This is a genomic window from Candidatus Allofournierella excrementavium (genome assembly GCF_048526665.1).
GTDB classification, from domain to species: domain Bacteria; phylum Bacillota; class Clostridia; order Oscillospirales; family Ruminococcaceae; genus Allofournierella_A; species Allofournierella_A excrementavium.
The window spans coordinates 113,276-125,671 of the sequence record NZ_DBGFPE010000035.1; the positions used below are offsets into that span (position 1 = coordinate 113,276).

Here is a 12,396-nt window from a genome sequence, read left to right on the forward strand (position 1 = left end):
CTTTGCCAGAAGGCCGCGGGCCCCGTGTTTCCTCCCCCATTTGCACGGCAGGCCCGGCCTTTTCCTCCCATAGTCCCGGCCATGCCGGGAAAAGCGGCAGCGCCGCGCACGCCCCGGACAGGGGGCATGCGCGGCGCTGCCTGATTTTTTATTCTTCCGCCCGGGGCAGGGTGAGCAGAAACTCGGTGGCGCGGCCGGGGGCGGGCTTTTCGTTCAGCCGGATGGCGCCGCCGTGCTTTTCCAGGATGCGGCGGGTGATGGCAAGGCCCAGCCCGCTGCCCGCGCCGGTGCGGGCAGCGCTGCCGGTGACGAAGGGCTCGAAGATGGTCTTGCGCCGCTCGGGGGGGATGCCCGCGCCGTTGTCCGCGATGCGCACCGTCACCTTCTGCGGCCCCGGCTCCACCTCCACAAAGAGCATGGTGCCCAGCCGGTTGTGGCGCAGGGCGTTGGAGAGGAGGTTATCCAGCGCACGGCGCAGCTGCAGTTCGTCCACCATGCAGAAGGCGGGCGCTTCAGGGATGGAGGGCTCCAACGAAAAGCCCGCCAGGTCGATCTCGTCGTAGCACGCCGCCAGCCAGGCCCGGAAAAACTCGCACACATCCACCCGCCGGGTGTGCAGCTCAAAGCGGGGGTGCTGGGTCTTGCTGTACTCATGGAACGCGTCGGTGAGGCGGGCCAGGTCCGCCGCCTTGCTCTGTATCATCCGCAGGGTGCGCTGGCGTTCTTCCTCGGGCACCTTGCCGTCGCACAATGCGTCCGCCGCGCCGCAGATGACCGTGACCGGGGTCTTGATGTCGTGGGAGATGTCCGCAATGAGCTTCTGGCGGCCCTCGTCCAGCCGCTTTCGCTCGGCCTCGCTCTCGGCCAGCCGGGCGGCAAAGTTGTCAAAGCTCTCGCCGATGCGGCGTATCTCCCTTGGGCCGCCGCAGTTGCCCACCCGCAGGTCCTCGCCCCGGCTCTGGGCGTCCACCGCGGCGTTCAGCGCCGCCAGGGGCCGGGCGATGCGCCGCCGCAGCCGCCAGATGAACAGCCCCGCCGTGGCCAGAAACAGCGGCAGGAACAGCGCCGCCACCCACACGCTGCCCCCCAGCACCTGACGGTACTGGGCGTCGGTGGGGTAGGTCTCCCGCAAAAGCAGGGCATAGCGCCCGCCCTGCGGGCCGGTGGCCTCCGCCCGGGCGAGGTAGCTGTTCTCGAACCGGGCCCCGGTGAGATAGCGGTATTCTTCGGGCGTGTAGGCGGCGCGGCTTTCCTCCAGGCCGCCCAGCAGCACCCGGTAGTTTTCGTCCAGCACGGCGGTGCGGGTGGCCTCGCCCCCTTCGCCGTCCGGCGTGTGGGCCACCACCAGATGGCGGGCCGCTCCGTCGCCGCTCAGTTCATAGGCGTCGATCTGCACCCATTCGTTCCAGGCGGGCACGCAGGCCAGCTCCCCTTCGGTGAGGGCAGGGTCGAAGCCCTCGCCGGCGGCGAACACCAGCGCGCCCTTTTCGTCGTAGACCGCAAAGCCGCTGCCGGGGGTCAGGTGGCGGCGCAGCGTATCCCACTTTCCCTCGGCCAGGGCCGGGTCCGCCAGAAGGCTGTCCCAGTCCGGCACGCGGTAGAGCCGGGCGGTGTAGAGCACCCACAGGGCGAGCACCGCCGCCGCGATGGTCAGCAGCGCCAGGGTGAACAGCAGATACTGCCTTGCCAGCAGGCCGAACAGGCCGCCGGCGCTCTTTTCACGCTTCAAAACGGTACCCCAGCCCCCTTATCGTGCGGATGTAGCGGGGAGAGCGGGGGTCGTCCTCGATTTTGTCCCGCAGCTTGGAGATGTGCACCATCATGGCGTTCTCGTCCCCTTCAAAATAGTCGCCGGCGGCCCCCTCGTAGAGCTGGGCCTTGGTGAACACCCGCCCCGGCGAGCGCATCAGAATGGCCAGTATCTTCGCCTCCATGGGGGTGAGGGGCACCGGGCGGCCCGCCTTTTCCAGCCGCATGCTGGCCAGGTCCAGCGCCAGCTCACCGCCCCGCAGCACCTCGCCCCCGGCCCGGGCGGCCCGGCGCAGCTGAGCCTTCACCCGCGCCACCACCTCCACCGGGTTGAAGGGCTTGGTGACATAGTCGTCCGCCCCGAGGTTCAGGCCGAGGATCTTGTCGTTGTCCTCGCTTTTGGCCGAGAGGATGAGGATGGGCATCTCGCTGAAGCGCCGCAGGGCCCGCGTCACCTCATAGCCCGAGAGCCCGGGCATCATCACGTCCAGAATGGCCAGGTCCGGGGTTTCGGCGCGGGCCTTGGCCAGTGCCTCGTCGCCGTTTTCCGCCTCCAGCACCCGCAGGCCCTCTCCTTCCAGATAAAGGCGCAAAAGGCCGCGTATCTCGGGGTTGTCCTCGGCGATCAGGATCAGTGGCGCCATGTTCGTTCCCTCCTTGCGGGGCGTTCTTTTACCTTATTATACCAGAACCGCCCCCGCCCCGAAAAGGACGGCGGGGGACCGGCGCTTGTATAATTTGCCTGCACTGGCAGATACTAAGAAACACAGAGCACAAGCGGCGGCATTTTTTGCCGCCTTCACAGGAGGTACACGCCATGAAAGCAACCGGCATCGTGCGCCGCATCGACGAACTGGGGCGGGTGGTCATCCCCAAGGAGATACGCCGCACCCAGCGCATCCGCCAGGGGGACCCGCTGGAAATTTTCACCACCGGCGACGGCGAGGTCATCTTCAAAAAGTATTCGCCCATCGGGGAGATGGCCGCCTTCGCCGCCCAGTACGCCGAGGTGCTGCAAAAGAACCTTTCCCGCACCGCCATCGTCTGCGACCGGGACAGCGTCATCGCCGCCGCCGGCGCCGCCCGCAAGGAGTGCCTGGAAAAGCGGGTGAGCATCCCGCTGGAAAAGCTGATGCACGCCCGCCGCGTCTATCTGCACACCGGCCGCGCCGAGGACTGCCAGTTCCCCTGCGAGGGCGCGGCGCGCCACATCCACATCGCCGTGCCCATCATCGCCGCCGGCGACGTGGCGGGGGCGGTGGCCCTTCTGAGCGACGAAAAGACCGCCGCCCCCACCCCTGAAGAGCAGAAGGCCCTGGCCATTGCCGCCGCCTTTCTTGCAAAGCAGATGGAGAGCTGAAGCGCTGTTCCGCCCCGCCCGCGCCGCCCCGAAAGAGCAGGCGCGGGCCCTTTTTGTGCCCCGAAAGGCGGCGGCATTGTGAACGTTCCATGAAACTTTTAAATTTTTCACACCACCCCCTTGACAGACGAATAAAATGGAGTACAATAAATTTAGCACTCGGAGGTAATGAGTGCTAAAATCACAGAAAAGAGGTGGGGCGCATGGCCATGGACGACAGAAAGCAGCGGGTGCTGGAGGCCATTGTGGCCCTTTACACCCAGGGCGGCGAGCCGGTGGGCTCGGGGCTTCTTTGCCAGTATTTCGACATGGCTGTGTCCAGCGCGACCTTGCGCAACGAGATGGCCGCGCTGACAAAGCTGGGCCTTCTGGAGCAGCCCCACACCAGCGCGGGCCGGGTGCCCAGCGCCAAGGGTTACCGCTATTATCTGGACAACCTGATGCATCCCGCGCCGGGCCTTTCCGCCCGGCAGAAGACCGAGATCGACCGCATCTTCGCCGGCCTCGACTACGAGCCGGAACGATTGGCGGCGGGGGCGGCCAAGGCCCTGGCGGATTATTCCGGCTACATGGTGGCGGCCACCACCCCCCGGGCGGACGACCTTTGCATCGCCCACTACGAGGTGGTGCAGGTGGGCCGCTGCACCGCGGCGGTGCTGGCAGTGACCAGCGCCGGCGGCGTGCGCACCCGCGTGGCCCGGCTGGACACTGACCTCACCGCGGAGGACGCGGCGCTGCTGGCCGAAGTGCTGAACCGGGGGCTGACCTTCGTGGCCCCGGCGGACCTGACGGGCGCCGTGCTGGCGAACCTGGCCGCCCAGCTGGGCGAGCGGGGGAACGACCTCTACCCGGTGCTGAACGCGGCGGCGGCGCTGCTGCGGCAGGCAGCCCAGGCCCGCACCTATCCCCAGGGCCTGCAGTACCTGATGCGCTGGCCGGAGCTGACCGGCCTTCTGCCCAGGGTGCTGGAACTTTTCACCGACGACGAACGGGCCGGCAGGCTCATCACTCCCCGCACCGGCCGCACCACCGTGCTGCTGGGCGAGGACCTGCAGCGCCCGCTGCCGGGGCTTTGCTTCATGAGCAAGCGGTATCTGGCCGGCGGCGGCCTCACCGGGGCCATCGCCCTGCTGGGGCCCACCCGGATGCCCTTTGAGCAGCTGGTGCCCGTTCTTGACTATTTTGCCTTGAAGCTCGGCGAGTGCATGGCCGGCAAGGCGCAGGAGGACCCGCAATGATGGACGAGACCAACATCCGGCCCGAAGAGGCCGCAGCCGAAACGGCCCCCAAGGCCGAAGCGGCGCAGGAGGCCGCCGCCCCCGAGGCTGAACAGCCCGCGGCGGAAAAAGCCCCCGAAAAGGAAAAGAAAGAGACCAAAAAGGAACTGGAGAGCCAGCTGGCCGCCGCCAAGGCCGAGGCCGAAAAGGCCCGCGCCGAGGCGGACGCCGCCAAGGACCGGCTGCTGCGCACCGCCGCCGAGTACGACAACTTCCGCAAGCGCTCGGCCCGGGAGCAGGACGCCGCCTTCGGCAACGGCGTGGCCCACGCGGTGAGCCAGATCCTTTCCATCCTGGACACGCTGGAGATGGCCGAAGCCGCCCCCACCGCCGACGAGAACTTCAAAAAGGGCGTGACCCTGACGCTGGAAAAAGCCAAGGCCGCCTTTGAAGCCCTCAAGGTGGAGGAGATCCCCGCTCTGGGCCAGCCCTTCGACCCCGCGGTGCACAACGCCGTGATGCAGAAGGCGGCCGAGAACGGCGAGGAGAGCGGCACCGTTCTGCAGGTGTTCCAGAAGGGCTACAAACTGGGTGACAAGGTCATCCGCCACGCCACGGTCATCGTGGCCGAATAGTTCGCCGAAAGGGCTTAAGGCCCCTTCCCATATCAAAACATTCCATTCCATTTGAGTAAAATTTAGGAGAGATATACTATGAGTAAAATCATTGGCATCGACCTTGGCACTACCAACAGCTGTGTTTCCGTGATCGAGGGCGGCGAGCCCGTCGTCATCGCCAACGCCGAAGGCGCCCGCACCACCCCCAGCGTGGTGGGCTTCACCAAGACCGGCGAGCGTCTGGTGGGCCAGGTGGCAAAGCGTCAGGCCATCACCAACCCCGACCGCACCGTGAGCAGCATCAAGCGCCACATGGGCACCGACTACAAGGTGACCATCGACGGCAAGGACTATAACCCCCAGCAGATCAGCGCCATGATCCTGGCCAAGCTGAAGGCGGACGCCGAGGCTTACCTGGGCGAGAAGGTCACCGACGCGGTCATCACCGTGCCCGCCTACTTCAACGACAGCCAGCGTCAGGCCACCAAGGACGCCGGCACCATCGCCGGCCTGAACGTGCGCCGCATCATCAACGAGCCCACCGCCGCGGCTCTGGCCTACGGCGCGGACAAGGGCGCCGACCAGAAGATCATGGTCTACGACCTGGGCGGCGGCACCTTCGATGTGTCCATCATCGAGATGGGCGACGGCGTGACCGAAGTTCTGGCCACCAACGGCGACACCCACCTGGGCGGCGACGACTTTGACCAGCGCATCATCGACTGGCTGGCCGACAACTTCCAGAAGGAGAACGGCATCGACCTGCGTCAGGACAAGATGGCCGCGCAGCGCCTGAAGGAGGCCGCCGAGAAGGCGAAGATCGAGCTGTCCGGCGTGACCAGCACCGCCATCAACCTGCCCTTCATCACCGCCGACGCCACCGGCCCCAAGCATCTGGACACCACCCTCACCCGCGCCCAGTTTGACGCGCTGACCGCCGACCTGGTGGAGCGCACCATGGGCCCCGTCCGCAAGGCCATGGCCGACGCCGGCCTGAAGCCCTCTGACCTGGGCAAGGTGCTGCTGGTGGGCGGTTCCACCCGTATCCCCGCCGTGCAGGAGGCCGTCAAGAAGGAGATGGGCGTCGAGCCCTTCAAGGGCATCAACCCCGACGAGTGCGTTTCCATCGGCGCTGCCATCCAGGGCGGCGTGCTGAACAAGGAAGTGGGCGGCATCCTGCTGCTGGACGTCACCCCCCTGAGCCTGGGCATCGAGACCCTGGGCGGCGTCTGCACCAAGATCATCGAGCGCAACACCACCATCCCCACCAAGAAGAGCCAGATCTTCTCCACCGCCGCCGACAACCAGCCCAGCGTGGAAGTCAACGTGCTGCAGGGCGAGCGTGAGTTTGCCCGCGACAACAAGAGCCTGGGCATGTTCAAGCTGGACGGCATCCCCGCCGCTCCCCGCGGCGTGCCTCAGATCGAGGTCACCTTTGACATCGACGCCAACGGCATCGTGCACGTGAGCGCCAAGGACCTGGGCAGCGGCAAGGAGCAGAGCATCACCATCACCGCCTCCACCAACATGAGCAAGGAGGACATCGAGAAATCCGTGCGCGAGGCCGAGCAGTTCGCTGCCGAGGACAAGAAGCGCCGTGAGGAAGTGGACGTGCGCAACGGCGCCGACCAGATGGTGTTCCAGACCGAAAAGACCCTGAACGAGCTGGGCGACAAGGTGGACGCTTCCAAGAAGGCCGAGGTCGAGGCCAAGCTCAGCGAGCTGAAAGAGGCTCTGAAGGGCACCGACGTCGAGGCCATCAAGGCAAAGCAGGAGGAGGTCCAGAAGGCCTTCTACGCCATCAGCGAGGAGCTCTACAAGAACGCTCAAGGCTCCGGCGCGGCCGGCGCTTCCGGCGCGGACGCGGGCAATGCCGGCAGCACCGGCAAGCCCGACGACGGCGTGGTGGACGCGGACTTCAAGGAAGTATAAACCCGTTTCAAGCCTCCCCTTGCCATCAAGGGGAGGCCTTCTGGGCTAAACGCGCCCCTCGATTTTTACGGAAAGAGAGCCCGCCCGGCGGGCAGACACAGGTGGATAAGGTATGGCAGACAAACGCGATTACTATGAGGTCCTGGGCGTGGCGAAAAACGCCAGCGAAGAGGACCTGAAAAAGGCGTATCGCAAGCAGGCGAAAAAATATCACCCGGATCTGAACCCCGGCGACAAGGAGGCCGAGGCGAAGTTCAAAGAGGTGAACGAGGCCTATGAGGTGCTCAGCGACAAGGAAAAGCGGGCCCGCTACGACCAGTTCGGCTTTGCCGGCGTGGACCCCAGCTACGGCGCGGGGGCCGGCGGCCCGGGCGCGGGCGGCTTCGGCGGCTTTGGCGGCATGGGCGGCGTGGACCTGAACGACATCTTCGGCGACCTGTTCGGCGGGATGGGCGGCGGCTTCGGCTTCGGCGGAGGCCAGCGCGCCAACCCCAACGCCCCCCGCAAGGGCGCGGACGTGCGGGTGAGCCTGGTGCTGGGCTTCATGGAGGCGGCTCACGGCTGCACCAAGACCATCACCATCACCAAGCAGGACACCTGCCCCGAGTGCGGCGGCTCCGGCGCGGCCAAGGGCACCAGCCCCGAGACCTGCCCGGACTGCGGCGGCGCGGGCTATGTGAACCGCAACCTGCGCATGGGCGGCATGGTGATGCAGCAGCGCCAGCCCTGCCAGCGCTGCGGCGGCAAGGGCAAGATCGTCAAGACCCCCTGCACCCACTGCCACGGCACCGGCAAGGTGGCCGTGAAGAAGTCGCTGGAGGTAAAAATTCCCGCGGGCATCGGCGACGACCAGAGCATCGCGCTGCGGGGCCAGGGCGACACCGGCGCGAACGGCGGCCCGGCCGGCGACGTGATCGTCATCGTCACCGTGCGGCCGGACCCCATGTTCGAGCGGGACGGCTACGACGTGTGGGTCACCGTGCCCATCACCTACAGCCAGGCGGTGCTGGGCGCCTCCATCGTGGTGCCCACCGTGGACGGCAAGGTGGAGTACAACGTGCCGGAAGGCACCCAGAGCGGCACCACCTTCCGGCTGCGGGGCAAGGGCATCCAGTACCTGGGCGGCCGCGGCCGCGGCGACCAGTACGTCAAGGTGATGGTGGAGATCCCCAAAAAGCTCACCCGCGCCCAGCGGGACGCGCTGGCCGCCTTTGAGCAGAGCCTCAAGGACGACAACTACGAACAGCGCAAGGGCTTCTTCAAGAACCTGCGCGACAAATTCGAAAAGAACTGACGCCTTTGGATACATGAAAGCGCCGGACGGGAAAATTCCCGTCCGGCGCTTTGTTGTTCCGGCCGTCAGCCTTCCTGCTTTGCGCAAAAAGGGCCCGGCTGAAACGCCGGGCCCTCGTTGCCATCGTTCATTCCGCGTTGGCCGCTTTGATGTTCTCCACTTCCTGGGCCGCCAGGTCCGCCCAGGCGCCGTTTTTGAACAGGAAGTCGTAACGGTAGAGCACGTAGCCGTCCGCCCCCGCGGCGCGGCCGTCCTGCACCATGTCCGCCAGGGTGTGGCCGGTCTGCCAGCCGGTCTGGGCCGCGTCGTAGTTGCCGCCGTCGCCGTCGCCGATGCGGTAGGCCCCCAGGCCGAAGTAGAGTGCCACGCTGGGGGCGCGCTCCAGCGCCGCCCACTCGGCGCTGATGTTCTCGAAGGCGTAGCGGGTGCTGCCGGAGGCGGTGGTGTAGCCGTAGCCCCAGTAAAGCTGGGGCAGCACATAGTCCACATAGCCGCCCTCGGACATCCACAGGGCAACGTCGCTGTACTGAGAGTTATAATTGTTGTCCATATTCCCCTGGGGACTCACGCCGAACCGCACCGTGGGGTCCTGGGCCTTCACCGCGTCGTAGACCTGGCGCATCAGCAGGTTCACGTTCTCCCGCCGCCACTCCTCCAGCGACAGGCCGCTGGACGAGGCGGCGTATTCCGCCTCGTCAAAGGAGGGGTCGGTGGTGGGGTAGAAGTAGTCGTCGAAGTGGATGCCGTCCAGCTCGGGATAGTTCTGCAGCAGCTCCACCACGCCGTCGGTGATGAGCTGGCGCACCGCGGGCAGGGAGGGGTCGAAGTAGACCCCGTCGCCCACGGTCTTGACCCACTCGGGGTGCTCCACCGCGGGGTTCGTGGCGGCCAGCTCGCCCGCCGGGCGGGTGGCGTTCAGCCGCACCCGGTAGGGGTTGAGCCAGGCCTCCAGCTGCAGGCCGTGGCTGTGGGCCGATTCCAGCAGGATGGCCAGCGGGTCAAAGCCCGGGTCCTGGCCCTGGGTGCCGGTGCACAGGTGGCTCCAGGGGAACAGCTCGCTGGGATAGAGCGCGTCGGCAAAGGGCCGCACCTGGGCGATGACCACGTTCAGGCCCATGTCGGCGCAGTTCTGCATCATCTCGTCCGCGTCGGCGGTGAAGGCCGCCTCGCTGGAAAAATCAAAGCTCTCCCATTCCAGATAGCTCACCCACATGGCCCGGTATTCCCCCAGGGCGTCGGCCTCCTGGGCCGGTGCGGCGGAGGGGGCGGGGGCGGAAGAGGCGGGCAGGGAGGAGGCTCCGCCGGAGGAAGAGGGGGCGGAGGCGGCGGGCGCGCCGCAGCCGGCGCAGAGCAGGGCGATGGCGGCGGCCAGCGCCGCGGCTTTCATTCGAAGATGTTTCATGGCGTTTTCTCCATTGTTCAAAGCCCCAAAGGGGCGAAAGTGTGAAGGCGGTTCAGCCCTCGTCCCGCTGGCGGCGGTAGAGGGTGAGGGTCAGCCAGCCCCGGGCCGCGCCGGCGGCAAGGCCGCAGAGGTTCATGAAAAGGCCCAGCACCTCGGCGCCGCCCAGCAGCACCAGCACCCGGGCCGCGAACCACAGCGCCTCGGCGGCGGCCAGCGTGCGGAACTGGGGGGCAAGGCGGGGGTCGGCGGCCTTTTCCCAGCCGGCGAAGCAGGGCCACACCAGCGCCAGCAGCAGATGCTGCAAAAGCGCCGCCGGCAGGGCCAGCGCCAGCACCTGCAGCAGGATGCAGCCCACCAGGGCCTTTTTGTCCTGCTTGGTGGTGCCCTTCACGCTGGCCAGAAAGCCCAGCATCAGCAGCGTGAGCAGGGTGGCCAGATTCTCCGCCAGCGCCATGGGAAAGCGCACGGCGGCTCCCAGCGCGGCGGCCATGGTCAGCGCGGCGCTGAGCATGCCCAGCGCGTAGTAGGTCTTCTTGGACAGGGTGAGACGGACGTTCACGGCGGCTCCTTTCCGCGGCCGCCCTTTTCTTCGGGCGGCGGGCGTGCTATAATGAAAAGAAGCCCGCGCCGCGCCGCGCGGGCCCCTGTTGAATCGATATGGCGCGTTTTGGGCCATTATACCACACCCGTCGCGCCCGCCGCAACCCGGGGCGGAGCGCCGGGCCGGGAAAGGAGACCTTCATCTTGTCTGATACCCAACCCGTTTCTGCCGCGTCCGACAGCGACCGCCTGCTGGGGCAGGCGCCCATCGGCAGCCTCATCCTGAAACTCTCGCTGCCGGCGGTGGCCGCGCAGCTCATCAACGTGCTCTACAACGTAGTGGACCGGATGTACATCGGCAACATCCCGGACATCGGCGCCACCGCCCTCACCGGCGTGGGGGTGACCTTCCCGGTGCTGATGATCGTGTCCGCCTTCGCGGCCTTCGCGGGCATGGGCGGCGCGCCCCTGGCGGGCATCCGCCTGGGCGCGGGGGACAAGGACGGCGCCGAGCAGATCCTGGGCAACTGCTTCTCGCTGCTGCTGGTGCTGAGCGTGGCGCTGACGGCGGCATTCCAGCTGTTCCGCACCCCCATTCTCACCGCCTTCGGCGCGACGAGCGACCTTCTGCCCTACGCCGAGGACTACATCACCATCTACCTGTGGGGCACGGTGAGCGTGCAGCTGGCGCTGGGCCTCAACACCTTCATCAGCGCCCAGGGCCGCAGCGGCACCGCCATGCTCAGCGTGGCCATCGGCGCGGTGCTGAACATCGTACTGGACCCCCTTTTCATCTTTGTGTTTGACATGGGGGTCAAGGGCGCGGCCATCGCCACCGTGCTCAGCCAGACGGTGAGCGCCGTGTGGGTGCTGGCCTTTCTGCTGTCGGGCCGCAGCACCCTGCGCATCCGCAGAAAGAACCTGCGGTTTTCCGCCCCGGTCCTGGCCAGCGTGGCCGCGCTGGGGGTTTCGCCCTTCATCATGCAGAGCACCGAGAGCCTTGTGACCATCACCCTGAACCGGGGCATGGCCCAATACGGCGGCGAGCTCTACATGGGCACCATCACCATCCTGCAGAGCGTGATGCAGCTGATCGTGCTGCCGCTGCAGGGGCTGACCCAGGGCACCCAGCCCATCATCAGCTACAACTACGGCGCAAAGAACCTGGACCGGGTGCGCGCCACCTTCAAACGGGTGTTCCTCATCAGCATGACCTACACCATCAGCGCCTTTGCCCTGGTCTGCCTGCTGGCATGGCCGCTGTCCCGCATGTTCACCTCCGACGCGGCGCTCATCGACCTGACGGTGAAGGCCATGCCGGTGTTCTTCGGCGGCATCTGGGCCTTCGGCGCGCAGATGAGCTGCCAGGCGGCCTTCATGGGCCTGGGCCAGGCGAAGGTGAGCCTGTTCCTGGCGCTGCTGCGCAAGGTCATCCTGCTCATCCCGCTGGCCATCGTTCTGCCCATGGTGCTGGGCGGCGACCCCTTCGCCATCTATCTGGCGGAGCCCGCGTCGGACTTCATCGCCAGCGCCACCACCCTGACCATTTTCCTTTTGTTCTACAAGCGCACGCTGAACCGCCCCGCAGACTGAGGAGGAAACGCCATGCCCGCCATTCTTTCCGTCCTGCTCATCGCCGCCGCAGCCGTGCTGTGCTGGCGGATGGCAAAGCAGCTGGAGGCAAAGCGCCGCAAAAGGGCCGCCGGGGACGAGGGGTGCCTGGAATACCGCACCGCCCTCGCCTTCGACGAGTGCCTGGACGCGCTGGCCGCCCGCACCGACCAGGACGAGTTCGAATACGACTGCGCCCGCCAGCCGGACGGCAGCTTTCTTTTGCACTTTACGCTGCACAAGCCCACCGGCCAGCCGGTGGACACCCTGTTCGCCCTGCGGCTGGATGCGGGCAAGCAGACGGTGGTGACGCTGCACTTCCTGCGGGAGGCCTTCGGCTATCGGGAGCCGGTGTTCCCGAGGGAGCTGCTGGACGCTTTTCTTTTCAAAAAGCTGGCCGCCGCGCCCCGGCAGCAGCCCGCGGGGGAGCCCTGAGGCCCCGCCGCGCCCCTCGCGCTTTCGCCCGCCCTTTTGCGCCGGCCTTCGCCTTGCCTTTTCGGGCCGCGGCTGGTATAATGGACGGGTACAAAACGGGCCAGTAGCTCAGCTGGTCAGAGCTGTCGGCTCATAACCGATTGGTCGCGGGTTCGAACCCTGCCTGGCCCACCACGTCGGAATGGACTTCGCTCCATTCAAAAAGCCCGGTCTTTTGACCGGGCTTTTCTCATACCGCT

General features: G+C 66.8%; 11 protein-coding genes and 1 tRNA gene. 8 read left to right on the top strand and 4 right to left on the bottom strand.

Features of this window, described 5'->3' with window-relative positions:
- Positions 1–148 precede the first annotated feature (148 nt).
- Together ACMI1Q_RS08780 and ACMI1Q_RS08785 are read right to left on the bottom strand one after the other, a co-directional pair.
- Positions 149–1,729, bottom strand: a complete 1,581-nt coding sequence (locus tag ACMI1Q_RS08780) for a HAMP domain-containing sensor histidine kinase (RefSeq protein ID WP_419503510.1) — start codon at positions 1,727–1,729, stop codon at positions 149–151.
- Positions 1,719–2,393, bottom strand: a complete 675-nt coding sequence (locus ACMI1Q_RS08785) for a response regulator transcription factor (RefSeq protein ID WP_394980596.1) — start codon at positions 2,391–2,393, stop codon at positions 1,719–1,721. The genes ACMI1Q_RS08780 and ACMI1Q_RS08785 overlap by 11 nt, the downstream gene beginning before the upstream one ends.
- A gap of 173 nt (positions 2,394–2,566) precedes the next feature.
- On the opposite strand from ACMI1Q_RS08785, the gene ACMI1Q_RS08790 reads away from it, so the two are divergent.
- From ACMI1Q_RS08790 to dnaJ, 5 genes are all read left to right on the top strand, one after another.
- Complete coding sequence (locus ACMI1Q_RS08790; RefSeq protein WP_419503511.1) at positions 2,567–3,109, top strand: stage V sporulation T C-terminal domain-containing protein; 543 nt, start codon at positions 2,567–2,569, stop codon at positions 3,107–3,109.
- A 203-nt stretch (positions 3,110–3,312) separates the two neighbouring features.
- Entirely contained in the window at positions 3,313–4,347 is a 1,035-nt protein-coding gene (gene hrcA / locus ACMI1Q_RS08795) for a heat-inducible transcriptional repressor HrcA (protein WP_419503512.1), read from the top strand.
- Positions 4,344–4,961, top strand: a complete 618-nt coding sequence (locus ACMI1Q_RS08800; protein ID WP_177521433.1) for a nucleotide exchange factor GrpE — start codon at positions 4,344–4,346, stop codon at positions 4,959–4,961. Before hrcA ends, ACMI1Q_RS08800 begins: the two co-directional genes overlap by 4 nt.
- A 78-nt stretch (positions 4,962–5,039) precedes the next feature.
- Positions 5,040–6,875, top strand: coding sequence for a molecular chaperone DnaK (gene dnaK, locus ACMI1Q_RS08805; RefSeq protein WP_419503513.1), 1,836 nt, complete (start codon positions 5,040–5,042; stop codon positions 6,873–6,875).
- A 112-nt stretch (positions 6,876–6,987) separates the two neighbouring features.
- Entirely contained in the window at positions 6,988–8,169 is a 1,182-nt protein-coding gene (gene dnaJ / locus ACMI1Q_RS08810) for a molecular chaperone DnaJ (RefSeq protein WP_419503514.1), read from the top strand.
- A 127-nt stretch (positions 8,170–8,296) separates the two neighbouring features.
- Here the strand turns inward: dnaJ and ACMI1Q_RS08815 are convergent, their stop codons facing one another.
- Positions 8,297–9,571: a glycoside hydrolase family 10 protein gene (locus tag ACMI1Q_RS08815; protein WP_419503515.1), complete on the bottom strand. Its 1,275-nt coding sequence runs from the start codon at positions 9,569–9,571 to the stop codon at positions 8,297–8,299.
- Positions 9,572–9,623: 52 nt separating this feature from the next.
- Positions 9,624–10,130, bottom strand: coding sequence for a hypothetical protein (locus tag ACMI1Q_RS08820; RefSeq protein WP_417025172.1), 507 nt, complete (start codon positions 10,128–10,130; stop codon positions 9,624–9,626).
- Between the two features lie 185 nt (positions 10,131–10,315).
- Here ACMI1Q_RS08820 and ACMI1Q_RS08825 point away from each other — a divergent pair, with 185 nt between their 5' ends.
- The 3 genes from ACMI1Q_RS08825 to ACMI1Q_RS08835 all read left to right on the top strand — a co-directional run bounded on the left by ACMI1Q_RS08825 (position 10,316) and on the right by ACMI1Q_RS08835 (position 12,331).
- Complete coding sequence (locus ACMI1Q_RS08825) at positions 10,316–11,704, top strand: MATE family efflux transporter (RefSeq protein ID WP_419503516.1); 1,389 nt, start codon at positions 10,316–10,318, stop codon at positions 11,702–11,704.
- A 12-nt stretch (positions 11,705–11,716) separates the two neighbouring features.
- The gene (locus tag ACMI1Q_RS08830; RefSeq protein WP_419503517.1) at positions 11,717–12,157 is read left to right on the top strand and encodes a hypothetical protein; all 441 of its coding nucleotides are present in this window, start codon (positions 11,717–11,719) and stop codon (positions 12,155–12,157) included.
- Positions 12,158–12,254: 97 nt separating this feature from the next.
- Positions 12,255–12,331 (top strand) — tRNA-Ile (locus tag ACMI1Q_RS08835).
- Positions 12,332–12,396 lie beyond the last annotated feature (65 nt).